General features: G+C 64.2%; 23 protein-coding genes and 1 pseudogene. 17 read left to right on the top strand and 7 right to left on the bottom strand.

Features of this window, described 5'->3' with window-relative positions; translation table 11 throughout:
• Nucleotides 1–6: 6 nt before the first annotated feature.
• The 7 genes from chrA to MRBLMU1_RS02440 all read left to right on the top strand — a co-directional run bounded on the left by chrA (nt 7) and on the right by MRBLMU1_RS02440 (nt 6,958).
• Nucleotides 7–1,368 (top strand): chromate efflux transporter, encoded by a 1,362-nt coding sequence (gene chrA, locus MRBLMU1_RS02470; RefSeq protein ID WP_363496531.1) that lies wholly within the window; start codon nt 7–9, stop codon nt 1,366–1,368.
• A gap of 5 nt (nt 1,369–1,373) precedes the next feature.
• On the top strand, nt 1,374–1,784 hold the full coding sequence (locus tag MRBLMU1_RS02465; RefSeq protein WP_363496528.1) for a hypothetical protein: 411 nt from the start codon (nt 1,374–1,376) through the stop codon (nt 1,782–1,784).
• Nucleotides 1,785–1,989: 205 nt separating this feature from the next.
• The gene (locus MRBLMU1_RS02460; protein ID WP_363497179.1) at nt 1,990–2,841 is read left to right on the top strand and encodes an AraC family transcriptional regulator; all 852 of its coding nucleotides are present in this window, start codon (nt 1,990–1,992) and stop codon (nt 2,839–2,841) included.
• Nucleotides 2,842–3,103: 262 nt separating this feature from the next.
• Nucleotides 3,104–5,413 carry a TonB-dependent siderophore receptor gene (locus MRBLMU1_RS02455; RefSeq protein ID WP_363496525.1) on the top strand — a complete coding sequence of 770 codons (2,310 nt, stop codon included), beginning with the start codon at nt 3,104–3,106 and terminating at the stop codon, nt 5,411–5,413.
• A gap of 79 nt (nt 5,414–5,492) precedes the next feature.
• Nucleotides 5,493–5,906 carry a hypothetical protein gene (locus tag MRBLMU1_RS02450; RefSeq protein ID WP_363496522.1) on the top strand — a complete coding sequence of 138 codons (414 nt, stop codon included), beginning with the start codon at nt 5,493–5,495 and terminating at the stop codon, nt 5,904–5,906.
• Nucleotides 5,893–6,294 (top strand): hypothetical protein, encoded by a 402-nt coding sequence (locus tag MRBLMU1_RS02445; RefSeq protein ID WP_363496519.1) that lies wholly within the window; start codon nt 5,893–5,895, stop codon nt 6,292–6,294. Before MRBLMU1_RS02450 ends, MRBLMU1_RS02445 begins: the two co-directional genes overlap by 14 nt.
• A 403-nt stretch (nt 6,295–6,697) precedes the next feature.
• Nucleotides 6,698–6,958, top strand: a complete 261-nt coding sequence (locus tag MRBLMU1_RS02440; RefSeq protein WP_363496515.1) for a hypothetical protein — start codon at nt 6,698–6,700, stop codon at nt 6,956–6,958.
• A gap of 377 nt (nt 6,959–7,335) precedes the next feature.
• Here MRBLMU1_RS02440 and MRBLMU1_RS02435 read toward each other — a convergent pair whose 3' ends face one another.
• Genes MRBLMU1_RS02435 through MRBLMU1_RS02405 form a run of 7 tightly spaced genes read right to left on the bottom strand, consistent with a single transcriptional unit; the run spans nt 7,336 to nt 13,695 of the window.
• On the bottom strand, nt 7,336–9,423 hold the full coding sequence (locus MRBLMU1_RS02435; protein WP_363496512.1) for a flagellar biosynthesis protein FlhA: 2,088 nt from the start codon (nt 9,421–9,423) through the stop codon (nt 7,336–7,338).
• The gene (locus MRBLMU1_RS02430) at nt 9,420–10,559 is read right to left on the bottom strand and encodes an EscU/YscU/HrcU family type III secretion system export apparatus switch protein (RefSeq protein WP_363496509.1); all 1,140 of its coding nucleotides are present in this window, start codon (nt 10,557–10,559) and stop codon (nt 9,420–9,422) included. The genes MRBLMU1_RS02435 and MRBLMU1_RS02430 overlap by 4 nt, the downstream gene beginning before the upstream one ends.
• Nucleotides 10,552–11,340, bottom strand: a complete 789-nt coding sequence (locus MRBLMU1_RS02425) for a flagellar biosynthetic protein FliR (RefSeq protein WP_363496507.1) — start codon at nt 11,338–11,340, stop codon at nt 10,552–10,554. Before MRBLMU1_RS02425 ends, MRBLMU1_RS02430 begins: the two co-directional genes overlap by 8 nt.
• Nucleotides 11,341–11,358: 18 nt before the next feature.
• Nucleotides 11,359–11,631: a flagellar biosynthetic protein FliQ gene (locus MRBLMU1_RS02420; protein WP_090313971.1), complete on the bottom strand. Its 273-nt coding sequence runs from the start codon at nt 11,629–11,631 to the stop codon at nt 11,359–11,361.
• A 23-nt stretch (nt 11,632–11,654) separates the two neighbouring features.
• On the bottom strand, nt 11,655–12,434 hold the full coding sequence (gene fliP / locus MRBLMU1_RS02415) for a flagellar type III secretion system pore protein FliP (protein ID WP_363496503.1): 780 nt from the start codon (nt 12,432–12,434) through the stop codon (nt 11,655–11,657).
• Complete coding sequence (locus tag MRBLMU1_RS02410; RefSeq protein WP_363497176.1) at nt 12,431–12,802, bottom strand: FliM/FliN family flagellar motor switch protein; 372 nt, start codon at nt 12,800–12,802, stop codon at nt 12,431–12,433. The genes fliP and MRBLMU1_RS02410 overlap by 4 nt, the downstream gene beginning before the upstream one ends.
• A 5-nt stretch (nt 12,803–12,807) precedes the next feature.
• Entirely contained in the window at nt 12,808–13,695 is an 888-nt protein-coding gene (locus MRBLMU1_RS02405) for a FliM/FliN family flagellar motor C-terminal domain-containing protein (RefSeq protein ID WP_363496501.1), read from the bottom strand.
• Nucleotides 13,696–14,377: 682 nt separating this feature from the next.
• On the opposite strand from MRBLMU1_RS02405, the gene MRBLMU1_RS02400 reads away from it, so the two are divergent.
• The 10 genes and pseudogenes from MRBLMU1_RS02400 to MRBLMU1_RS02355 all read left to right on the top strand — a co-directional run.
• Nucleotides 14,378–14,743, top strand: coding sequence for a flagellar hook-basal body complex protein FliE (locus tag MRBLMU1_RS02400; RefSeq protein ID WP_363496498.1), 366 nt, complete (start codon nt 14,378–14,380; stop codon nt 14,741–14,743).
• A 63-nt stretch (nt 14,744–14,806) separates the two neighbouring features.
• A complete protein-coding gene (gene fliF, locus MRBLMU1_RS02395; protein WP_363496495.1) occupies nt 14,807–16,558 on the top strand; it encodes a flagellar basal-body MS-ring/collar protein FliF in 1,752 nt (583 codons plus the stop codon).
• A complete protein-coding gene (locus tag MRBLMU1_RS02390; protein WP_363496492.1) occupies nt 16,542–17,588 on the top strand; it encodes a flagellar motor switch protein FliG in 1,047 nt (348 codons plus the stop codon). Before fliF ends, MRBLMU1_RS02390 begins: the two co-directional genes overlap by 17 nt.
• On the top strand, nt 17,585–18,295 hold the full coding sequence (gene fliH, locus MRBLMU1_RS02385) for a flagellar assembly protein FliH (RefSeq protein WP_090313977.1): 711 nt from the start codon (nt 17,585–17,587) through the stop codon (nt 18,293–18,295). Before MRBLMU1_RS02390 ends, fliH begins: the two co-directional genes overlap by 4 nt.
• The gene (gene fliI, locus MRBLMU1_RS02380; RefSeq protein ID WP_363496488.1) at nt 18,292–19,602 is read left to right on the top strand and encodes a flagellar protein export ATPase FliI; all 1,311 of its coding nucleotides are present in this window, start codon (nt 18,292–18,294) and stop codon (nt 19,600–19,602) included. Before fliH ends, fliI begins: the two co-directional genes overlap by 4 nt.
• Entirely contained in the window at nt 19,599–20,039 is a 441-nt protein-coding gene (gene fliJ, locus MRBLMU1_RS02375; RefSeq protein ID WP_363496485.1) for a flagellar export protein FliJ, read from the top strand. Before fliI ends, fliJ begins: the two co-directional genes overlap by 4 nt.
• A gap of 179 nt (nt 20,040–20,218) precedes the next feature.
• Nucleotides 20,219–21,613: a flagellar filament capping protein FliD gene (gene fliD, locus MRBLMU1_RS02370; protein WP_363496482.1), complete on the top strand. Its 1,395-nt coding sequence runs from the start codon at nt 20,219–20,221 to the stop codon at nt 21,611–21,613.
• Between the two features lie 58 nt (nt 21,614–21,671).
• On the top strand, nt 21,672–22,061 hold the full coding sequence (fliS, locus tag MRBLMU1_RS02365; RefSeq protein WP_363496479.1) for a flagellar export chaperone FliS: 390 nt from the start codon (nt 21,672–21,674) through the stop codon (nt 22,059–22,061).
• 19 nt (nt 22,062–22,080) lie between these two features.
• Nucleotides 22,081–22,371 carry a hypothetical protein gene (locus MRBLMU1_RS02360; RefSeq protein ID WP_363496476.1) on the top strand — a complete coding sequence of 97 codons (291 nt, stop codon included), beginning with the start codon at nt 22,081–22,083 and terminating at the stop codon, nt 22,369–22,371.
• A pseudogene (locus MRBLMU1_RS02355) lies at nt 22,368–23,093 on the top strand (hypothetical protein); the annotation flags it as partial. The gene MRBLMU1_RS02360 and the pseudogene MRBLMU1_RS02355, both read left to right, overlap by 4 nt.

Raw genomic sequence — 23,093 nt, 5'->3', positions numbered from 1 at the left:
GCGCGCATGAGCGCAAAAGACCCCGACAACCAACCCGCCACGGCGGCGCCCGCAGCGGTCGGCTTCGGCGCCGCTTTTCTGTATTGGCTCAAGCTCGGCTTCATCAGCTTCGGCGGACCGGCCGGGCAGATCGCCATCATGCACCAGGAGCTGGTCGAGCGGCGCCGCTGGATCTCGGAGGGGCGCTTCCTGCACGCGCTCAACTATTGCATGGTGCTGCCGGGCCCCGAGGCGCAGCAGCTGGCGATCTACATCGGCTGGCTGATGCACCGCACCCGGGGCGGCATCGCCGCCGGCGTGCTGTTCGTGCTGCCGTCGCTGTTCATCCTGATCGGCCTGTCGTGGATGTACATGGCGTACGGCCACACGCCGGCCGTGTCCGGACTGTTCTACGGCATCAAGCCGGCCGTCACCGCGCTGGTGTTGCACGCCGCGTGGCGGGTCGGCTCGCGCACCCTGAAAAACGGCTGGCTGTGGGCGATCGCCACGGCCGCCTTCCTGGCGATCTTCCTGCTGGAGATCCCGTTCCCGCTGATCGTGCTGGCCGCCGGCCTGGCCGGCTACCTGGGCGGGCGCTACGCGCCGCAGCGCTTCCACGCCGCGGGCGGCCACGGCAAGGCCGCCGCGTCCCTCCGCCCGGCGCTGATCGACGACCACACGCCGACGCCGGCGCACGCGCAATTCAACTGGCGGCGCTTCCGCATGGTACTGCTGGTCCACCTGGGCCTGTGGCTGGGCGGCATGGGCGCCTTGATCGCCCTGTTCGGCACCGACGCCGTGCTCACGCGCATGGCCTGGTTCTTCACCAAGGCCGCGCTGCTGACCTTTGGCGGCGCTTACGCGGTGCTGCCCTACGTGTTCCAGGGCGCGGTCGAGCACTACCAATGGCTCAGCGCGGCGCAGATGATCGACGGCCTGGCGCTGGGCGAGACCACGCCGGGGCCGCTGATCATGGTGGTGTCGTATGTGGGCTTCGCCGGCGGCTGGAACACGGCCATCTTCGGCGGCGACGCGCTGTTGCTGTCGGGCGCGGTGGCGGCGGCGGTCGTCACCTGGTTCACCTTCCTGCCGTCGTTCCTGTTCATCCTGCTGGGCGGGCCGTTCATCGAATCGACGCACGGCAACCTCAAATTCACCGCGCCGCTGACGGGCATCACCGCCGCCGTGGTCGGCGTCATCGTCAATCTGGCGCTGTTCTTCGCCTGGCACACCTTGTGGCCCAACGGCTGGAGCGGCGCCTTCGAGTGGCCGTCCGCGCTGATCGGGCTGGCGGCCGGCGTGGCGCTGTTCCGTTACAAACGCGGCGTGATCCAGGTCGTGGTAGCCTGCGGACTGGCCGGCCTGGCTTGGACGCTCCTACTAAAATGAGGCACATGAAAGCATCTCTATATATCGCATTGATCCTGGCCTCGCTGGGCGGCTGCACCCTGCTCACGCCGACGCCGAAGGTGGTGCAGACCTGGGAAAGCCCGGCGGCCGAGTATCCGGCGATCTGCATGCTGATGCACGAAGATGGCACGCTCGCGTTCAAGGGCGGCCTGCAGTTTTACCAGCCGGGCAAGTGGCGGCAGGAAGCGCAGACCGGAGTGATGACGCTGACGCTGGGCGGCACCGAACCGTTCCCGGCCGATCTGACGAAGGTGCAACTGCGCAGCAAGATCGGCGCGCTGACCGCCTACAACACGCAGCGCCGCGAGCTGACCTACAAGGTCGCGCCGACCACGCCGCTGATCGCCTTGGGCAATTTCTATTTCTACCGCACCGACAGCTGCAGCGCAAAGTGATCCGGCACACTGCGGAGATCACACACCAGAATGTCCTCGGCCATCGACGCTTGCCGCAAACAGCCCCTGCGGCGCATCGATTTCGCGGTCGGCCACATCCACCAAGCGTGTGCCGGGCATGCAATGCTGGACATCATTGAGCAAGCTGGTCATAATATTTTTCAATCAGGCCAATGCCTTGTCCTCATCCGAGCCCCCACACATCATGTCGAGCATTGCCATCACCGGTCTAACTGAGCCCAGGGACATCGACACCGTCTCGCGCCCTGTTGTGGCTTTGAGTGGCACATCGGTAACAAAAAATTGGGAAAATGCAAGGCATCAGCACCGCAAGGCGCAGCTGATCTACTCCGCGCGCGGCATCCTCAACTGCGAAATCGAAGACGGCGTCTGGATCGTGCCACCGCAGTGCGCGATCTGGATACCGGGAGACTTGCCGCACTCGGCACGGGGGGCTGGTGAAACGAAATTCTATTGTCTGTTCGTCGAGCCTGACGCCGCTTCCGACCTTCCGCAAACCTGTTGCACTATTTCGGTATCGCCATTGCTGCGCGAGTTGCTGCTGAAGGTGGCCGGCATCCCTGAGTTATACGCGCTGGGAGGGCGGGAAGAACGCCTGGTTGCCGCATTGCTTGATGAATTGGCGGCGGCACCGGTGGAAGACTTGCATTTGCCCATGCCGCGCGATCCCCGATTGCGCCACCTCGCAGAAATGATGCTGGCCGACCCCAGCGACAAAACTTCGAAGGCCGACTGGGCTACTCGCATTGGCATGAGCGAGCGAAGTATGAGCCGTCTTCTGTTGCACGAAATTGGAATGAGCTTCGGGCGCTGGCGTCGACAGCTGCACGTGATTCTTGCGCTGCAACGCTTGACCAGGGGTGACAGCGTGCAAACGGTGGCGTTGGAGCTGGGATATGAAAACGCCAGCGGATTCGTCACCATGTTCCGCAAGGCGGTGGGCAAGCCTCCGGCACGATACCTTTCGGATCGCATCAGTGGCGCGGAGCTCGCTCCCGTGTCTGGCATCATGCTCCCCGAGGGCATCTCAATCTGACTGGGCCAAGCGGTCTTGACCCGGGGCCGCCCACAGCCGTCAACCGCCCGCTGTCCGGCTAGGCACGTTGGGCTGAGCGCAGCCTGGCCACGTTGGCAACCTGCCGCATTGTGGCATCAGGTCAAAATATTACGCAATACGGCCAATGTGCCGGGAATTACCGCGATTGGCCTAATCGAATAACATTCTGGCCTGGTTTCACTATTACCTGCCCCTGACTCCATTGTCTAATACAGCATCTAAATGCAAATGAGTCTTGTTCATGCCTATCCTCACACATACTGAAAAGTTCCGTTGGTCAATCTATTTGCGCGCAAATGCCGCCGTCTATCCTCATCTGGACGGGTCGTCCAAGGGCGCCATCTGGAGCGCGCCCCGCGCCGTGCTGGGCGCTGCAGTTGGCGCGGCGGTTCTCATGAGCGCTCAAGGCGCATCGGCCGCCGGGTCGGGCCAGATACAAACCAAGGCAGAGGGAACGTCCCAAGAGGAGATAGCCTTGCCGGCCATCACGGTAACGGGCCGTATGGAGCCGGCGACCACCGAAGGTACCAATTCCTACACCACGGGCCAGACGGCGGCGGCGACGCACCTGCCGCTTTCGCTGCGGGAGACACCGCAGTCGGTGACGGTGATCACCCGCCAGCGCATGGACGACCAGCAATTGAATTCGGTGCAGGGCGTGCTGGACAACACCACGGGCGTCTCGTCGTACCAATCCGACAGCGACCGGACGAGTTTCTATTCGCGTGGTTTCATGATCAACAACGTTCAGTACGACGGCATCCCCACCGTGGTCGGCGACATCGTCAACGGTAGCGGCATCGGTTCTCTCGATACCGCGTTCTATGATCGTGTCGAGGTCGTGCGCGGCGGCTCAGGTTTACTGACCGGCACCGGCAATCCGTCGGCCGCCATCAACCTGGTGCGCAAACGGCCGAGCCGTGAGTTCTCGGCAGCGGCCGCGCTTGGCGCCGGGAGTTGGGACACCTACCGTGGCATGGGCGACATCTCGACGCCGCTGACCGAGGACGGCCGCATCCGCGCGCGCATGGTGGCGACGTACCAGGACGGCCACTCCTATATCGATGGCTACAGACCGCAGAGGAAGGGCTTCTACGGCATCATCGAGGTCGATCTGACCCCGGACACGACGTTTAGCCTGGGCGATGACTACCAGGACATCACGCCGAAGGGCTCCACCTGGGGAGGTTTGCCTCTATGGTTCAGTGATGGCACGCAGGCGGAGTATGCACGCTCCAAGAACTACGCGCAGGACTGGAGCCATTGGAACAACACCCTCAAGACGGCGTTTGCCGGGATCGAGCACCGCTTCGGCAATGGCTGGAACCTGCGGGGAGTCGCGAACCAGTACCGCACGGAATACGATGCCGAACTGCTAGGCCTGATCGGCCGCCCCGATCGCGCCACGGGATTGGGCACTTTTCCCAACGGGGCTTATCCGGTGGCACTGGCGTTCGAAGGTCGCAGCCGTCAGAACACCGTCGACGTGATGGCGAGCGGCCCTTTCGAAATGCTGGGCCGCCAGCATGACCTGGTGGTGGGGGCGACGAGTTCGCGCCGCATGGCCAACCAGGATGCCGCTCCGTTCTCTCTGGGCTTTACCCCGGTCAATGTCTATGAGCTGAGCCCGACCTATCCCCGCCCTGACTTCGATGCCATGGGGTCGATACCGACCCGTACCCGAATCAAGCAGAGCGGTATTTATAGCGCTGCCCGGCTTTCGCTGGCCGAACCTCTGAAACTCATCGTCGGCGGCCGCTTCAGCAATTACGAAATCGACGACGCCGCCGGTGGCACGTCGTTGAACTACAAAAAGAACGGAAAATTCACACCGTATGCCGGTGTGGTCTACGACATCGACAAGACCTATTCGGCCTACACCAGCTACACGGGCATATTCAATCCGCAAACCGACTATCGGGACAGCAAGGGCAACGTGCTCACGCCGTCAACCGGAAAAACCGGAGAAATCGGCCTTAAAGCCGCTTACCTGGACGGGCGCCTGAATGCGTCGGTAGCCCTGTTCGAGACCGCGTTGGACAACGCGGCACAGACGGTCGCCGGAGCCTATACGCCAGCCGGCGCCCAAGCCTATGAAGGCGCGGATGGGACGAAGTCGCGCGGCATCGAACTGGACTTGCAGGGCCAGCTGGCGCGTGACTGGAACATCTACGCCGGCATCGCCCACTTCACCGCGCAAGATGGCGACGGCGCCCGCCTCAATTCGCAGATACCGCGTACCACGGCCCAGCTTTTCACCACCTGGCGGTTGCCCGGCGGCTGGAGCAAGTTGTCGCTCAGTGGCGGCGTCAAATGGCAAAGCCGCTTTTACCAGGCGCCCAACACTGGCATCAGTTCGCTGGGCGGGGAACAAGGTTCTTATGCGCTGGGATCACTGATGGGGCAATACGCCATCACGCAAAAGACCAGTCTGTCAATCAACCTTAACAACGTGTTCGACAAGAAGTACGCGTTACAGAAGGGCGATTTCGACACCGTCAATTATGGCGCACCACGCAACGTGATGGTGACGCTGAACTACAGGCATTGATTTGCCCATACATCCATCGATTATCGAGAAAGTTCCTATGCCCACTCAGTCCCCCATAAGCCCCACCCAAAACCTGACCATGCACAACGCAAACAAGGTGGCCTTGTTCTGGTTGACGACAGCCGCCGGCGCCGTGCTGTTTGTAGCCTTGCAGGTGTTCTCTTACGTCAACGACTTTGTAAGGGCGAAGGGCGCGACACCGACAATTACGTTTGAGCCCGGCTTACTGTGGATATCGTCCGCGTTCTACGGTTGCTGGATCGTCACGGTGCTTCTCGCATTGATCGGAACCCGAACCGCCGTATGGGTTGCCCTGGTACTCGGCAGTTTGCTGGTTGTGCTCAATACCCTCGGGGGCATCTTCGACGGCTTGCGCGACGGCTGGCACATCGCCTTCTCGGCAGTATTCTTCATCACGTTACCCGGCGTGTTCTCCATTGCGGCCACCTGGCGTCGCATCAAAAGCAAAGGCAACAATCATGTCTATCAATAGTTCCAACTTCCCTTTGGTCTGGATGAATTTTACGCAAGAACCAGGACATGATCCCCAAAAGGACTTCGACGAATTCGAGGCCAATTTGCAGCGCGGGGAGCCCTTCGTGCTGTTGACCGATAACGTCAAAGACGAAGACCATGAGCACTCGCCGGAAGAAAACAAACGCACCGCGCTTTGGGCGAAAAAGCACAAGGTTCAATTGCGAAAGCTGGTGCTGGGAATGATCCTGATCGAACCCAACGCGGCCAAACGTCTTGCTTTCAAGGCGTTTGCGGTGGTTTTTGCCAAGTTCTGGGGCTACCCTCTATTTCTTGCCGCTTCTCGTGAGCAAGCATTGGCGATGGCAAGAGAGCTGCTGTCAAAGGATGGCAAGGCATCCCACTGATAGCGCGGCCTCTGATCTCTCGTGAAATCCTGCGGCCGCGCACTGTCGCGGCGACCTGCTGCCTCGACCGTGGTCTGATCTCCGGCTTCCACGGCGCCAGCGAAGAAATGGTCCCGATCTTACATGCACGCGGACTCTTCCACCACGATGATGAGGTCCGCACTCTACCTGCCCACCTCGGCGCTCCAGATCAATGTGGATGAGATAGCCGAGTAACAGGCTGATCATTACCTGCAATAGTTTCGCGACTGGTCTCTTCTATACACCAGCGCTTATTACCAGGAGAGCCATCCGTTTGGAAGGCCGAATTACCTTGATGCAGCTAGTCCCATCCGATCACCAGCTATCGAAAATAAGCAACATGATGACTATAAGTCCCCAGGAGTCGAATCGCGACAATGCGATGACCAAGTTGTTAGTAGACGTGCAAAATGCCGCTGAAAATTGGGCATCAATCAGCAATGACGGAGCGTTGGTTTGGAGTATCGCCAACGAATTTCGGGAGCTATGGTATGACTGGGGGCGGGCCTTAAGCAAACCTGTATGGAACGTACCAAATCCTGTTGTTTATGCGTTGGAAGTGGTAGCTACCAACACCAATGACGACGCCGTGCATCTGTCCGTAGATTTGGCAAAGCAGGCGATCATGAATTACCGTGAATAGCCTCAAAGGCTCCCTGGGGCCTGTCCGCAACGTGTGCGGCGACGTGCCAGGCCGATCAGGCCCAAGCCAGCCAGCAGCATCGTGCAGGTTTTTCCGGTTCCGGTACGGCAGAAATGGTGCGTCGACGCCGAAAGGCAGTTCCACGTAAAGGCCACTGCCGCATCGAAAAGCTGGGGGCCCGAGGTCAGCTCGCGCACCGGCGCGATCGAGTCGAAACGCGACAGCACGTCGGCGAGCTTGCGGCGCTGGAATCATGGCAGCGACAAGCGCATCAATCAAGTAGGCGGGTTTATAACGCCATGTGTCGCACTGTAAAAAGACAGCGGGCGCTCAAGGCGCCCGCTGGGGAAATCAAGCCGCAAGATTCAGGCTGCCGCTCAGCCGACGGTACCGATGATGCTCACTTCGCGGTTCTCGGGTATCTCGTTGTACGACAGCACGTGCAGGCCGGGCGCGAACAAGCGCGCGTAGCGCGCCAGCAGCGGCCGGATCTGCGGCAGCACCAGCAACAGCGGCGGCGTGGCCTGCTGCTTCATCTGCTCACGCGCCACCGGCATGTTCACCTGCAGCTGCGCCAGCAGGTGCGGGTCGATCGGGTAATTGTCCAGCACCACTTTGCCGCTCTGGCGCGCCTGGTTCAACGACCCCAGCAACATGTTCTCCAGGTCGCCGCCAAGGTTGAAGGCCAGCATCTCGGTCTTCTGCCCGAACAGCCCGGTGACGATCTGGCGCCGCAGCGCGCAGCGCACTTCGGCCGCCAGCAGGATCGGGTCCTTGGTGGTCTCCGAGCTGTCGACCAGGGTGGTGGCGATCGGCACGATGTCCTTCAACGAAACGTTCTCGGCCAGCAGCACGCGGAACACGCGCAGCATCTGCGTGTGCGTCAACGCCTTGTCCAGCGAGGCGGCCAGCTTGGGCGACAAGGCCGTCAGCCGGTCCATCAGCGCCGGCACGTCCTCGTGCCGGAACAGCTCAGGCAGGTATTCGCGGATCAGCTTGGACAGGTGGGTGGCGATCGCGCTCGGCGCCTCGACCACCTGGTAGCCCAGCCCCAGCGCGTTGGCCTTCTCGCTCGTTTCAATCCACGTCACCGGCATGCCGTAGGCCGGCTCGATGCCGGGGATGCCGTCGATCTGGCCGTAGATGTTGGGCGACGGGATCGCCATCAGGCGGTCGGCGAACACCTCGGCCTGCGCCACCACGCTGCCCGAGAGCATCACCGTGTACTGCGACGGCTTGAGGCCGAGGTCGTCGCGCACGATGATCGGCGGCAGCAGCAGGCCCATCGATTCGGACAGGCTCTGGCGCACGCCGCGCACCCGCTTGGTCAGCGGCTCGCCGTGGGTCTTGTCGATCAGGCCGACCAGCTTGTAGCCCAGCGCGAGCTGCAACTGCTGCACCGCGGGCAGGCTGTGCCAGTCGAGCTCGGGCGCGCGGTCGTCGCGCAGCGCCGCCTCGATGGCGTCGATGCCGGACGTGTCGGGCGCCTTGACCACCTGCCCCAGCTTCCAGCCGACATAGGCCAGCACGATGGCGAACGGCGTGAACATTTGCCACGGCATGCCCGGCACCACGGCCAGGATGATCATCATGCCGGCGGCGCTGAACATCACCTGCGGCGACGTCAGCACCTGGTCCCCGACCTGCTTCTCGAAGTCGCCCGAGTCGGAGATCCGGGTCACCAGGATGGCCGAGGCGGCCGACAGCAGCAGCGCCGGGATCTGCGCCACCAGGCCGTCACCGATGGTCAGCAGCGCGTATTGCTTGAAGGCGTCGCCGAACGACATGTCCTGCATGATGGCGCCGATCGCCACGCCGCCGACCATGTTGATGATCAGAATCAGGATACTGGCGACGGCGTCGCCGCGCACGAACTTGGAGGCGCCGTCCATGGCGCCGTAGAAGTCGGCCTCGGCGGCGACGTCCTTGCGCCGCGCCTGGGCCTTCTCCTGGTTGATCAGGCCGGCGTTGAGGTCGGCGTCGATCGCCATCTGCTTGCCCGGCAAGGCGTCCAGCGTGAACCGCGCGGACACTTCCGAGATGCGCTCGGCGCCCTTGGTCACCACCATGAAGTTGATGATCATCAGGATCACGAAGACGACGATACCGACCACGTAATTGCCGCCGATGACGACCTCGCCGAACGCTTCGATCACCTCGCCGGCCGCCGCCGTGCCTTCATGGCCGTGCAGCAGCACCACGCGGGTCGAGGCCACGTTCAACGTCAACCTGAGCATGGTGGTGGCCAGGATCACCGTCGGGAACACCGAGAAGTCCAGCGGCCGCTTGGCCGAGACGGCGACCATGATGACGATCAGGGCCAGCACGATGTTGAACGTGAACATCACGTCCAGCAGTATCGGCGGCAACGGCAGGATGATCATCGCCAGGATCACCAGCAGGAATACCGGTGTGGCGAACTTGTGGCGACGCGCTTCGGCGATCAACCGCTGGAATAAATTCATGACTGCTTAACCTCGCTCATGGATGTTGGTACGACGACTTCATTCGGATACGCCGGCTCGGCGGCGCGCCGCCCGGTACGGAATGCTTTCAGCTGCAGCACATAGTTCAGCACCTGCGAGACCGCCTGGTACAGCTGCACCGGGATCTGCTGGTTGACCTGGCTGGTGTTGTAGATGGCGCGCGCCAGCGGCGCCAGCGCCATCACTTCGATCTTGTGTTCGGTGGCGATCTGGCGGATGTAGAGCGCCATCTCGTCGACGCCCTTGGCCACCACGTACGGCGCCTCGGCGCGGTCGTGGTCGTACTTGAGCGCGACCGCGTAATGCTCCGGGTTGACGATGACGACGTCGGCGCTGGGCACGGTCTTGCGGGCGCTGTTGCGCGCCAGCGCGCGCTGCAGCTGGCGGATGCGCCCCTTCACTTCCGGCCGGCCCTCGGTCGACTTGTGCTCCTCCTTCATGTCCTGCTTGCTCATGCGCTGCTGCTTGGCGAAGAAGAAGGCCTGCGCCGGCACGTCGATCAGCGCGAAGATGACGAACACGGCGATCAGCGCCATCAGGCCGTCGAGCATCAGGTTCGAGCCGTTCACCATCGCCTGCCCCATCGGCATGTGCTGCAGCTGCGTGTAGTCGCGCACGGTGGAACGCGCCACGTGGATCAGCACCGAGATCAGCACGCCGGCCTTGGCGATCGACACCAGCAGCTCGAAGCCGTGCTTGGCGCTGAACAGCCGGCCCAGGTTGGCGGCCGGGCTCAGGCGGCTCAGCTTGGGCGCCCAGTGCTTGGTGGTCATGACCCAGCCGCCCGGCACCATCGCCCCCAGCACGATGAACAACGGCACCACGAACAGCGGCAGCACCATCTTGATGAACAGCGCCATGGCGCTGCCGAACACGGTCGACATCGAGTTGTCGATCGAGCCGGTGCTGTCGAACGGCGCGAAGCTCTGGTGGAAGATCTCGTTGAAGTCCGCCATGTAGTTCGGCAGCAGGTAGACGAACAGTTTCAGGCTCACCAAAATGCCGATGGCCGTCGACAGGTCGCGCGAACGGACCACCTGCCCTTCGTCGCGCGACTTCTTGAGCTTCTGTTGTGAAGCCTTTTCTGTCTTATCGCCGGTGCTGCTCTCAGCCATGGGCGGCCACCTGCATCTGCTGGCGGATCAGCTCCAGCACCTGGTTGGTCATGCGCACGTAGTGGTCGGGGATGAAGCGCACCACCTCGGCCAGCATCACCAGGCCGAAGATGGTGATCACCGAAAACCCGAGCGCGAACAAATTCAAACTGGGCGCGACCCGGTTCAAAAAGCCGAAGCCGAGCTGCACCACCAAGGTCGAGAACACGATCGGGATCGCCAGCAGCATCGCCGCCGAGAAGATCCAGGCGACGTTGTAGGCCACGGCGTTGAGCAGCATCGGCGTATACCCCTGCCCCAGCGGCCAGGCGCGGAAGCTCTGGCCGATGATGTTGGAGATCACCAGGTGGCCGTCGATGGCGAAGAACACGATGATCGACAGCACCGACAGCAACGCCGAGACCACGTCCGACGACTGGCCGTTCATCGGGTCGTTCATGACCGCCATCGAAAAGCCCATCTGCGACGACACCATGAAGCCGAGCACGCCGATGACCGACATGGCGAAGTGGAACGCCAGCCCGAGCACGAAGCCGATCAGCGCCTGCTCGATGGTGGCGACCACGCCATGCATCGAGAACGGGTCGATGGCGTAGCCACCGACGCCGCCGGTGGCCGGCAGCATCAGCACCGCCAGCACCAGCGCGATCAGGATGCGCACCGTCACCGGCGTGACCGCCTCGCCCAGCACCGGGGCGCCGATGAACATCGCCAGGATGCGGCAGAACGGCCACCAGATGGCGGTGAGCATCGGCAGCAGTTGGGCCAGGACCGGTTCCATGTCGGGTGACGAGGGGCGCTAGCCGACCAGGGTGGCGGCGCGGGTGAAAATGGAGACGCAGAAGTCCATCAGGTAGCCGGCCATCCAGCGGCCCATCAGGATGATGGCCAACAAGGTGACCAGCAACCTGGGCAGGAAACTGAGCGTCTGTTCGTTGATCTGCGTGGCCGCCTGCACCAGCGCCACCAGCAGGCCCATGATCAGGCCGGGCACCACCAGCAGGATCACCAACAGCATGACAATATGCAGCGATTCGACCACCAGGTCGACGGCAACTTCAGGAGTCAGCATCGGGCTCGCCTATCGTTTCGGTTCTAATACGCCTGCACGCTCGTGACGAGCGTGTTGACGGTCAGGGTCCAGCCGTCGACCAGCACAAACAGCAGCAGCTTGAACGGCAGCGAGATGACCAGCGGCGACAACATCATCATGCCCATCGCCATCAGCACCGACGACACCACCAGGTCGATCACCAAAAACGGAATGAACAGCATGCAGCCGATCTGGAACGCGGTCTTCAGCTCCGACAGCACGAACGCGGCCAGCTTGACGGTGAACGCGTGCTCGGCCGGCGTGGCGACCTTGTCCTCGCCGGCCAGGTGGGCGATCTGCTGCAGCGCGGCCTTGCTGGTTTGCGCCAGCATGAAGCGGGAAATGGGTTTTTCGGCGATCTGCAGCGCCGTCTCCAGACTGATCTTGTCCTGGTCGTAGGGCACGAAGGCGTCGGTCCAGATCTGGTCGCCGATCGGGCGCATCACCAGCAGGGTCAAAATCAGGGCGACCCCGGTGATCACCCGGTTGGGCAGGCCCTGCTGCAGGCCCAGGGCCTGGCGCAGCAGCGACAGCACGATCACGAAACGGGTAAAGCTGGTCATCATCATGACCATCACCGGGAGCAAGCCCAGCAACGTCATGATGATCAGGATTTGCATCTTGACCGTCAGCTCGGTCTTGGCGCCCGGCACCACGTTGGCCAGCAGGTCGACCGCCTGGGCGGCGCCCGGCGCCCAGGCCAGCGCCAGGCCGACCGCGGCCGCCAGCACGGCGGCGGCGGGCACTGGCCGGCGCCACCGCGTCGTCACACTCCAGGTCATGGAGTCATCATGTCGAGATTGAGGCCGTCCAGGTCGATGACTTTGAGGCCGTAGTTCTCGCCGGCCACCACCACTTCGGCGCGGCCGATGGCGGTGCCGTTGACCTTGATGACCAGCGGCTCGCCGGCCAGCACGTCGAGCTCGACCACGCTATCGGGGCCGATCGCCATCAACTCCTGCAGCGAGATGCGCGCCGAGCCGACCTCCAAGGTCAACGTCACCGGGATCTTGCGCATCATCGCCGGCAGGTCGCGGCGCGGCGCGACGGCCGGCACGTCGGCCAGCTCGGTGCCGACCTGGTCGATGATCATTTCCTCGGACAGGTCTTCCAACAGGGCGTCAGTGGGGTTGGCTACGTTCATGTTCATCATGTTTATTCAACATCTTCAAAGGAGGTTAGACAGAGTTTGCCCTTGTGCTCGGTCACGGCCGCGGTGAACAGCCGGGAATCCTCGAGCAGGACGTCGGCTCTGCTCAGGCTGATGGGGATGACATCGCCAACCTGCAAATCGTACAAGGTTCCCAGCATCACTTCCTTGCTGGCCAGGCGGCCCGTCAGCCCCACCTGCAGGCGCTGCGCCAGCGGACTGGCGGCCTGGGGTTTCTTGGCGCCGTCGCGGTCGCGCAACAGGCCGCGCAGCACGCTGGCCATCAGCGCCTTGTCCAGCGCGAACCAGAACTGGCCGGTGGCGCCGCTGGCGTTGTCGGCCAAGGTGACGGTGATGGTCCAGTTGCCCTTGGGCGGCGGCGCGCCGGGCGCCGGTTTGAATTCCGTGTCGGCGCCGTCCTCCGCGCCTTCGGCGGCGGCCGGCGCCTTGTCGATCACCGGCAGGTTCAGCTCGATGCGGCCGGCCAGCGTGCCGGCCAACTGTTGCCCCAAAACCACAGCCAGGCGCTCCTCGGTGGCGGTCACGCGCACCGTGTTTTCATCGACCGGGGCGGCGCTGTTGTCGGACTTGCCACTGCTGCCGTAGCGGAAGTTGAGTACGCTCAGCAACACCTTGCGCTCGAGCGAGAAGGCGATGTGGCCGGCCGGGGCGGCAAAACTCAACCAGCGGCCGCGCTGTTCGCCGTCGAAACGGGTGAACTGCACGTCCTCGACCCGGAACCCGCCCCAGTAACGGCGGCTCATATTCAGGCGCATGGCCTGCGTCAGGTCGTCGCGCAACTGGGCCGCGAAGAGGTGCAGCAGGTGCACGGGACGGCCCAGCAAGCAAGGATCGAGGACCTGATGGTGCGCAGGCTGTTTTGTGGTTGTCATGTTAGGGCCAGGTCGGGTGTTAGGGCCGGGTCGGATAATTCTTCATACGCCACCATCATCGCACTATCCAGCCAAAAACTGGTTACTTACAGCGCAAAATTTGGCTACATGCAACAGCATAACGGAAAGTGGCTCTGCATCGCTAGTCGCAGTCTACAGGAAAATTCACATTATTGCTATGGAACAAGTTTTGTCGCAGGATGTTTACGTAGGGCAAATAAACCTTTACAAGAATATTGCTAGCCGGTAAGCTAAACACAGCCTCATAGAGGAATCGCTGCACCGCAACAAACATTAACAAACGACCCTTAGTGAATGATTTATAACGGTATTTACTCCAGGAAAACACTTCCGAAGAGATCCGGAATTGGCAGCGCAAACATTTAACCAGGGTACGCTCAAAACGTGACATTTTCCCGCCGCACAATACCACCCGACACAATTGCCTTTTGGCAATGCACCAGGGTTAGTCCGACAGCGCGATCGCACTCTTTCCTACAAGACTGTGACATGCAAAATGGATGTGTAGCACGAATGAGATAGAGACGGCGCGGCAGAGCCCGGCAATGAACGCTTCAGCGACGCCGAGCTTGCCGCATCCCGGCAATCTGGATATGGTAGACACGTGGGACCGACGCGGCGCGCAAGCCGCCTACGTCGCGCGCAACAGGAGGTAACAAGCATGAGTAACGGATTCTCCAGCCTGATTCAGGCCGACCTGGCGTCGTTGACCAACGCCGCGCAAACGCTGGGCAACAGCGCCATCGCGCCGGCCGCCCAGTTCGGCGGCCAGGCCGGCCAGTTCGGCGCCGCCGAGGCCAACGCCGGCTTTTCGTTCGCCCAGTCGATGAAGGACGCGGTCGGCAAGGTCAACGAGGGCGACGCCGCCGCCGGCCAGAAGATGGCCGATGTCGATGCCGGCAAGAGCGACGACCTGGTCGGCGCCATGCTGGCCAGCCAGGAAGCGAGCCTGTCGTTCTCGATGCTGATGCAGGTGCGCAATAAAGTGATGGGCGCCGTCGACGAGCTCATCAAGTTGCCGCTGTAAGCGCCGTAAACCACCTATCGCCTTCCGACACCACCGCGCACCCACAACGCGAAAGCAATCAACGTGATCAACACCATCAAGACCGCCTTTGGTCGCTGGCGCACCAGCCCGGCCGCCATGTCGCTGCCCCCCAACCTGCTCAAGAACCTGTATCCGCTGCTGTTGCTGGCGATCGGCGTGACGGCCCTGGTGCTGATGTATCTTTGGAACGACCAGTCCGGCTACAAGCCGGTCTTCGGCGCGCGCGAAAAAGTGTCGGCGTCCGACATGATGACCGTGCTCGACACCGACCACATCCCCTACCGCCTGCATCCGGAGAGCGGCCAGGTGCTGGTGCCGGCGGCGATGCTGGGCAAGGTGCGCATGCTGCTGGCGGCCAAGGGCGTCACCGCCCAGCTGCCGGCCGGCCTCGAATTGATGGACAAGAACGACCCGCTGGGCGTGTCGCAGTTCGTCCAGGACGTGCGCTTCCGCCGCGGCCTGGAGGGCGAGCTGGCGCAGTCGATCATGACCATGGACGCCATCTCGCACGCCCGCGTGCACCTGTCGATCGCCAAGTCGACCTCGTTCGTGTCGTCCGACGGCGACAAGTCGTCGGCCTCGGTGGTGGTGGCGCTCAAGCCGGGCCGCACCCTGCAGCCGGAGGCCATCGCCGCCGTCGTCAACATGGTCGCCGGCAGCGTCGCCAGCCTCAGCCCGCAGAGGGTGAGCCTGGTCGACCAGACCGGCAACCTGCTGTCGTCGCACATCGACCTGACCGAGGGCTTCGACGCCAGCAGCGCCAGCAACGAGAACGGCAAGCGCATCCAGGACGAGGTCAAGGCCAACGTCAAGAACCTGCTCGGTCCGGTGATCGGCGACGACAACTTCCGCCTGAGCGTGATGGCCGCCGTCGACAACGACAAGATCGAGGAAACGGTGGAGAAATTCGGCGCCGATCCGAAGGTCACGAGCGAGGCCATGCGCGAGGAGCAGGACCGCAACCGCATGGCCATGGGCGTGCCGGGCACCCTGTCGAACCGGCCGCCGCCGGCCAACCCGAATCCGGCCGACGCCGCCAAGCCGGCCACCGACCCGGCCGGCATGGGCGACGGCACGGCGCGCAAGAACGCCACCACCCGCCAGTACGCCTACGACCGCAGCATCACCCAGACCAAGCGCAGCCGTGGCCGCCTGCAAAAACTCAGCGTGGCCGTGGTGCTGGCGCAGGCCGCCGCGCCGACGCCGAAGACCGGCTGGAGCGCCGCCGAGATCGCCAACATCGACAAGATCCTGCGCAACGGCCTGGGCATCAACGCCGAGCGCGGCGACCAGCTGGTGGTGTCGGCCATGAACTTCCCGCCGAAGGCGGCCGTGACCCAGTGGTGGGAAGAGCGCGACAACATCGTCGACATCAGCTCCTACGTGATCTACGGCGTCGGCCTGCTGCTGGGCTACCTGCTGATCCTGCGTCCGCTGCTGCGCCTGGTGACGGTGCGCTTCACGCCCGACCCGCAGGAATTGCAGCGCGTGGCCGCCGAGCGCCGCGCCGCCGAGGCCGCCGCAGTGGCCGCCGCCAAGGACGCCAAGGACGCCAAGGACGGCGTGCTGCCGGCGCTGCCGGGCACCGCCGCCGCGGGCGCCGCCCCGGCCCTGCCGGGCGCTGCCCAGCCGGGCATGCCGGTGGTGCCGCTGCTGGAGAACTACGATCTGCCGCCACCGGGCTCGGCGGTCGACGTCATGGTCGACCACCTCAAAGTGCTGGCCGCCAAGGAACCGGAACGCGTAGCCGAAGTCGTTAAACAATGGATGCAGAAAAATGGCCGAACTCAATAAACCGCAGGACTCCGACGAGTCCGAATACGCCCACGCCCCCGCCAAGCTGTCCCCGGTCGAGCAGGCCGCGATCGTGTTGCTGAGCATCGGCGAGGAGCCGGCCGCGGCCGTGCTGCGCTGCCTGAGCCGCGAGGAATTGCTGGAGGTGACGCAGGTGATGTCGCGCATGAGCGGCATCAAGGTCGAATCCGTCAAGGCGGCGATGCAAACCTTCTTCGACGACTACCGCGAACAGTCCGGCGTGCACGGCGCCTCGCGCAGCTACCTCAAGCGCTCGCTGGACCTGGCGCTGGGCGGCGACCTCGCCAACACCGTGTTGAACAACATCTACGGCGACGAGCTGCGCCCGAAAATGGCGCGCCTGCAGTGGGCCTCGCCGAAATGGCTGGCCGAATACATCTCCAACGAACACGTGCAGATGCAGTCGGTGTTCCTGGCCTTCCTGCCGCCGGCGCTGGCCGGCCAGATCATCGACGCGCTGCCGCAGGAGGGCCGCGACCTGGTGCTGCTGAACCTGGCGCGCCTCGACGAGATCGACCGCGACCTGCTGCAGGAACTCGACGAGCTGGTGGTGCGCTGCCTGAGCTCGTTCGACTCGCAAAGCACCAGCGTCGAGGGCATCCGCCAGGCCGCCGAGATCCTCAACCGCCTGCCGGGCAACCGCGCCCAGATGGTCGAGCTGCTGCGCGCGCACGACCCCGAGGTCGTCGCCCAGATCGAGCTGTCGATGTACGACTTCTTCATCCTCGGCAACCAGTCCGAGGTGGCCATCACCCGCATCATCGAGGAAGTGCCGCTGGAGCAATGGGCGATCGCGCTCAAGGGCGCAGAAGTGTCGATCCGCGACGCCATCCTCAAGACCATGCCGAAACGCCAGGCCCAGGCCTTCGAGGACATGATGCGCCGCGCCGGTCCGATGCCGATGTCGCGCATCGAGCAGACCCGCCAGGAGATCATGGCCACCGTCAAGGCCCTGGCCGACGGCGGCGAGATCGAGATCCAGCTGTTCGCCGAACAGGTGGTCGAATGAAGCAGTTCCGCGCCTACCGCTTTCCGCCGCTGGCCCAGTTCACCAACCTCGCCCACCAGCGCGCCGTGGCGCAAAGCCACGGCCAGGGCGGCGACGGCGGCGCCCAGTGGGCGGCGTCGGTCAGCGAGGGCTTCGAACAGGGCCAGCGCGACGGTTACGAGATCGGCCTGGCGCGCGGCCAGGAGGACGGCTTCGAGGCCGGCCGCGCCGCCGGCCAGGAGCAGGGCCGCGAGGAAGGCCGCCATGAAACCCTGGTCGCCTACGACCAGATGGCGCGCCCGGTCGACGCCATGCTCAAAAGTCTGAAGAAGCTGCGCTCGGACTACCGCGCCGCGCAGCGCAAGGAAGTCGTCGACCTGGTGGCCAAGGTGGCGCGCCAGGTGATCCGCGCCGAACTGGCCTTGCAGCCGGTGCAGTTGATGGCCCTGGTCGAGGAAACCTTGGCATCGATGCCACCGACGCGCGAGGAGATCGACGTCTTCCTCAACCCCGAGGAATTGAAGCGCATCGCCGAGCTCGATCCGAAACGCTCCAAGCGCTGGAACCTGATCCCCGACGCCCGCCTGGAAGTGGGCGAGTGCCGCATCAAGGCCGGCGACAACGAAGTCGATGCCGGATGTCATCAACGTCTTGCTGCTGTCATGGAACAGGTCGATAATCAATTGCAGGCGGCCGACGGCGGCGACGAAACGGAGACGGAAGAGTGATCGCTGACGCGTTACGCAATCTGGAGCTGGGCTCCGTGCCCATGGCGACCCCGACGGGCCGCCTGGTCGGCGCGTCCGGCTTGCTGCTCGAGGCCGTCGGTTGCCCGATGCACACCGGCCAGCGTTGCCAAATCGAGACAGTCGGCGGCGAATGGCTCGACGCGCAAGTCGTTGGCTTCCGCGACAAGCTTTCCTTTTTGATGCCGTTCAAAAAAGCGGTCGGCCTGACCACCGGCGCGCGCGTGCTGCCCTCCCCCGAAAAAATCAGCCTGCAAATCGGCTCCGGCTGGCTCGGCCGCATGGTCAACGGCCTAGGCGAGCCGATCGACGGCCTGGGCAAGCTGAACGGCGACTTTCCGCTCGACCCGCAGCCGCCGCGCGTCCATCCTTTAAAGAAGAAACCAGTCACCGAGCCGCTCGACGTCGGCGTGCGCGCCATCAATTCCATGCTCACCCTGGGCAAGGGCCAGCGGGTCGGCCTGATGGCCGGCTCCGGCGTCGGCAAGTCCGTACTGCTGGGCCTAATGACCCGCCAGACCGTGGCCGACGTGGTGGTGGTGGGCCTGATCGGCGAGCGCTCGCGCGAGGTGCGCGAGTTCGTCGACATGTCGCTCGGCAAGGACGGCCTGGCCAAGGCGGTGCTGGTGATCGCCCCGGCCGACGAGAGCCCGCTGATGCGCATCATGGCGACCGAGCTGTGCCATTCGATCGCCGCCCACTACCGCGACCAGGGCAAGAACGTGCTGCTGCTGGTCGATTCGCTGACCCGCTACGCGATGGCGATGCGCGAGGTGGCGCTGGCGCTGGGCGAGCCGCCGGCCACCAAGGGCTATCCGCCGTCGGTGTTCTCGGCGCTGCCGCAGCTGGTCGAATCGGCCGGCAACGGCGAGAACCAGACCGGCTCGATGAGCGCGATCTACACCGTGCTGGCCGAGGGCGACGACCAGCAGGACCCGGTGGTCGACACCGCCCGCGCCGTGCTCGACGGCCACATCGTGCTCACCCGCGAGCTGGCCGAGCGCGGCCACTATCCGGCGATCGACATCGGCGCCTCGATCAGCCGCTGCATGAGCCAGGTCATCACGCAGGAACACATGCTGGCCGCGCGCGCGCTCAAGTCGAGCATGGCCCGCCACAACCGCGTGCGCGACCTGATCCCGCTGGGCGCCTACGTGCCCGGCGCCGATCCGATCACCGACAAGGCGGTCATGCTGCACCCGAAGGTGGAAGATTTTCTGTGCCAGGGCACCAAGGAAGAAGCGCCGTTCGCGCCGTGTGTAAGTGAACTTGAGAAGCTGATGACATGAGCCACCAAAATATCCGCAACCTGACCACCCTGGTCGCCCTGCGCAACACCGAGGTCGAGCGCCTGCAGACCGAGATGGCGGAAAAGCAAAACTTGCGCGACCGCTACCAGAAAAACCTGGACCGCCTGACCGGCCTGTACACCAACAGCGGCGCCAGCGGCAACCTGCACCCCGCCCTGGCCGGCAACTGCGGCAACTACAAGCAGGCCGTGATGCAGATGGCCGACAGCCACCGCCTCGACCTGCACATGCACGAGGCCGACATGGCGGTGTCGCAAAAGGCGCTCAACGCCGCCTGGGCCAAGCGCGAGGTGCTGGGCAAGGTGCTGGTCACGCAGCAGAAGGTGGTGCTCAAGGAAAAGGACGCCAAGGAGCGCAAGCAGCATGACGACCTGGCGACCCAGGCCTGGCTGCGCGGACAAAAAACACCCGGATAATCTTGGCGCCTTGCCAAATCTGTTGTCGCGGCGTCATTGATGCGGTTAACGACACATTCCGGGAGCCGCGCGACACATTTGCAACACCAAAAAAAAAGTTAGAAATATTTTCATACGGAAACGATTAGGGTCGCCTTGTATCAAGGTACACTTCATTCATCCTTTCCAGGAGCACGATCATGGCAGTCATCAGCAGTCCGACCTACGACCCGAAAACCACCGCAACCAACCTGGCCAACAACTATGTCGCGCCGACCAAGGCGATCCTGGACGCGCAGGCGGCCGAGGCCAAGGCCACGTCGGGCGCGCTGACGACGCTCGGTTCGGCGCTGAGCGCGTTCCAGAGCGCGCTGGCGGGCCTGACCACGGGCACCAAGACGGTGACGGCCAACGCGGCCACCCTCAGCAACCCGGCCGTCGCCACCGCCAGCGCCAACTCGAAGGCCGTGGCCGGCACCTATTCCTTCTACGTCGAGCAACTGGCCACCGCCGGCCAGGTGTCCTACAACGTCGCCGACAGCACCGCCACCAACGCCGGCTCGCTCAGCATCGCGCTGGCCGACGGCTCGACCTTCCTGGTCGCGCTGACCAACGCCGACAGCGACATGGACGGCAAGCTGACGGCCAAGGAGATCGCCGCCGCCGTCAACGTCGCCGCCACCAACAATTCGCGCGTCTCGGCCTCGACGATGACGATCAACGGCGTCTCCAAGCTGGTGCTGACGTCGACCAAGACCGGCGCCGACAACGCCGTGGCGTCGATCGACGTCACCGGCCTGGGCGACCCGGCGCTGCAGGCGGACCTGTCGGCCAAAACCGTGCTCAGCGCGGCAAGCAACGCCATCGTCTGGATCGGCGGCCAGAACGGCACCAAGATCGAGCAAGCGTCCAACACCATCACCGCCATCGACGACGTCAGCTTCACTGTCACCCAGGCGCAGGCGGCCAACGCCACGCCGGTGACCTTGACCGTGGCCGCCGACAGCAGCGGCACGGCCGCCAACGTCCAGGCCTTCGTGACCGCCTACAACACGCTGCTCGGCGTGATGAACACGCTGACCGTGTCGGGCACCGAAAGCAGCAATGGCGCCGACGGCGCGCTGCATGGCGACGCCGGCCTGGCCTCGCTGCGCGACCGCCTGGGCTCGGCGCTGCGCGCGGCCACCGGCGGCCAGTCGCTGATCAATTTCGGCATCGCGGCCGGCCGCGACGGCATGCTCACGCTCGACACCGCCCGCCTGAACAAGACCATCGGCAACAATCCTGCCGCGCTCGACACGCTGTTCGGCAAAACCGGCATCGGCGGCGCCGCCGGCACCGGCGTGCTGGGCACGATGAACAAGCTGGTGTCGAGCTGGACCAACACCGCCACCGGTTTCATCGGCGCCCGCCAGCAGGTGGCGACACGGCAGCAAAGCGACGTCACCGACCGCCTGGCGACCCTGGAAAACCAGTTCAACAACGCCTACCAGCGGTATCTGGCGCAATTCACCGCGCTGCAGACCCTGCAGGCGTCGATGACGTCGACGTCGAACATGTTCACGGCGATGTTCTCCTCCGACAGCAACAGCTAGCAAACTACTTATCGCCGCGGCAATCGTGCCGCGGATACTTACCCGTACGGTGAACCCCATGTTGAACCACGAAGCTTATAGCAGTTACCACTCCACCAATCTGGACGCCCAGGTGGCACGGGCGTCGCCGATCGAACTGGTGCTGGTGCTGACCGACGGCTTGCTCGAGGAGCTGGCGCGCGCGCGCGGCCATATCGTCGGCAAGCGTTACGAGCTCAAGGCCGTCAGCCTGAACAAGTGCACCGACATCATCAACGGTCTGTCGAGCTCGCTGGACTTCGACCACGGCGGCGAGGTGGTCGAAAACCTCGGCCGCCTGTACGACTACTGCGCCGGGCGCCTCTACACCGCCGGCGTCAGCCTCGACCCGGCCGTCATCGACGAGGTGACGACGCTGCTCACCACGATCAAAAAAGGCTGGCTGGGCGTACAGGCCAAAAATGGATAGGCAAGCGACATTGGTGCAGATGGCAAAGAAAATGAACGCCGCCATCGCCGCCGAGGATTGGAAGCTGCTGGCGGCGATGAACACGCTGGTGGAGGCGACCTTGCCGCAAATGGCGGCGCAGGGCAAATGGAGCGGCGCCGAACGGGCCGCCCTGTCGGCCTTGCATGAAATGCATCAGGAAGCGGTACGCCGTTGCGACCTCGCCACCGAAGACCTGGGGCGTCGTCTGAACGAAATGCAGGCAAACAAGGAGGGGTGGCTGGCCTACGCCCTCGACAGCGAACAAGCGGAAAACGGAATTCAAGCATGAGCATCACTATGAACAGCGTCAACGGCGCCAGCGCCACGGCCAAGGCGGCCCAGGCCGCCAAAGCCGACTTCACCGCGCCGGTCGCGGCCAATCGCGGCCAGCAGGAGCGCGCCGGCAACGGCGCCGCCCAGGTCCGGCAGCCGGCCCAGCGCGCCGCGGCGAACTCGAACCCGGCCACCAGCCAGAGCGCGCCGGCCAAGTCGCCGGCCGGCCCGGCGCCGGCCAAAAGCGCCCAGTCCGGCGCGGGCACGCAAGCGGCCAAGACCACGCAGCCAGGCAAGACCGCCCAGGCCGCCGAAGGCGCCGACGAACCGGGCGCCGACGCGCCGGTGGTCGCGCCGTTCGCCTACATGCTCAACCTGGTGGACCTGGCCGCCAAGGACGACGGCGCCGCCGCGCCGGCCGCCGATGCCACCGACACCCACGCCGCCGCCGACGAGGCCAGCGTTAGCGCCGGCGCCGGCGCCGATACGCTGCCGGCGATGATCACCTCGCTGCTCAACGCCGGCGCCGCCCCCGGCGGCACGCTGGCCCTGGCCGCCGACGCCCGCGGCGAGACGGTCAGCGCCGTCTCCACGCTGAGCAACTCGGCCACGCGCCTGAACCTGGCCGCCGCCGGCGTGGCCGTCAACGCCGTCGCGCCGCAGCCGGCCGATGCCGCCGCGCAGGCCGCCGCCCAGTCGCAAGCCGCCGCCGGCGCCAGCGTCCAGGGCGTCCAGAGC

Source organism: Burkholderia sp. LMU1-1-1.1, from assembly GCF_040675865.1.
Classification (GTDB): Bacteria; Pseudomonadota; Gammaproteobacteria; order Burkholderiales; family Burkholderiaceae_D; genus Rugamonas.
The sequence above is the reverse complement of the archived record's forward strand: the minus strand, read 5'-3'. Positions and strand labels throughout refer to the sequence as shown.

What these genes read in the sequence shown, in the direction of transcription:
- fliP (WP_363496503.1), bottom strand. Translation starts at nt 12,434, where the DNA reads ATGACCTGGAGTGTGACGACGCGGTGGCGCCGGCCAGTGCCCGCCGCC.
- MRBLMU1_RS02455 (WP_363496525.1), top strand. Translation starts at nt 3,104, where the DNA reads ATGCCTATCCTCACACATACTGAAAAGTTCCGTTGGTCAATCTATTTG.
- MRBLMU1_RS02465 (WP_363496528.1), top strand. Translation starts at nt 1,374, where the DNA reads ATGAAAGCATCTCTATATATCGCATTGATCCTGGCCTCGCTGGGCGGC.
- fliD (WP_363496482.1), top strand. Translation starts at nt 20,219, where the DNA reads ATGGCAGTCATCAGCAGTCCGACCTACGACCCGAAAACCACCGCAACC.
- fliH (WP_090313977.1), top strand. Translation starts at nt 17,585, where the DNA reads ATGAAGCAGTTCCGCGCCTACCGCTTTCCGCCGCTGGCCCAGTTCACC.
- MRBLMU1_RS02430 (WP_363496509.1), bottom strand. Translation starts at nt 10,559, where the DNA reads ATGGCTGAGAGCAGCACCGGCGATAAGACAGAAAAGGCTTCACAACAG.
- MRBLMU1_RS02450 (WP_363496522.1), top strand. Translation starts at nt 5,493, where the DNA reads ATGCACAACGCAAACAAGGTGGCCTTGTTCTGGTTGACGACAGCCGCC.
- MRBLMU1_RS02360 (WP_363496476.1), top strand. Translation starts at nt 22,081, where the DNA reads ATGGCAAAGAAAATGAACGCCGCCATCGCCGCCGAGGATTGGAAGCTG.
- MRBLMU1_RS02460 (WP_363497179.1), top strand. Translation starts at nt 1,990, where the DNA reads ATGTCGAGCATTGCCATCACCGGTCTAACTGAGCCCAGGGACATCGAC.
- chrA (WP_363496531.1), top strand. Translation starts at nt 7, where the DNA reads ATGAGCGCAAAAGACCCCGACAACCAACCCGCCACGGCGGCGCCCGCA.
- MRBLMU1_RS02410 (WP_363497176.1), bottom strand. Translation starts at nt 12,802, where the DNA reads ATGAACATGAACGTAGCCAACCCCACTGACGCCCTGTTGGAAGACCTG.
- fliS (WP_363496479.1), top strand. Translation starts at nt 21,672, where the DNA reads ATGTTGAACCACGAAGCTTATAGCAGTTACCACTCCACCAATCTGGAC.
- MRBLMU1_RS02440 (WP_363496515.1), top strand. Translation starts at nt 6,698, where the DNA reads ATGACCAAGTTGTTAGTAGACGTGCAAAATGCCGCTGAAAATTGGGCA.
- MRBLMU1_RS02390 (WP_363496492.1), top strand. Translation starts at nt 16,542, where the DNA reads ATGGCCGAACTCAATAAACCGCAGGACTCCGACGAGTCCGAATACGCC.
- fliJ (WP_363496485.1), top strand. Translation starts at nt 19,599, where the DNA reads ATGAGCCACCAAAATATCCGCAACCTGACCACCCTGGTCGCCCTGCGC.
- MRBLMU1_RS02405 (WP_363496501.1), bottom strand. Translation starts at nt 13,695, where the DNA reads ATGACAACCACAAAACAGCCTGCGCACCATCAGGTCCTCGATCCTTGC.
- MRBLMU1_RS02435 (WP_363496512.1), bottom strand. Translation starts at nt 9,423, where the DNA reads ATGAATTTATTCCAGCGGTTGATCGCCGAAGCGCGTCGCCACAAGTTC.
- MRBLMU1_RS02425 (WP_363496507.1), bottom strand. Translation starts at nt 11,340, where the DNA reads ATGGAACCGGTCCTGGCCCAACTGCTGCCGATGCTCACCGCCATCTGG.
- MRBLMU1_RS02400 (WP_363496498.1), top strand. Translation starts at nt 14,378, where the DNA reads ATGAGTAACGGATTCTCCAGCCTGATTCAGGCCGACCTGGCGTCGTTG.
- MRBLMU1_RS02445 (WP_363496519.1), top strand. Translation starts at nt 5,893, where the DNA reads ATGTCTATCAATAGTTCCAACTTCCCTTTGGTCTGGATGAATTTTACG.
- MRBLMU1_RS02420 (WP_090313971.1), bottom strand. Translation starts at nt 11,631, where the DNA reads ATGCTGACTCCTGAAGTTGCCGTCGACCTGGTGGTCGAATCGCTGCAT.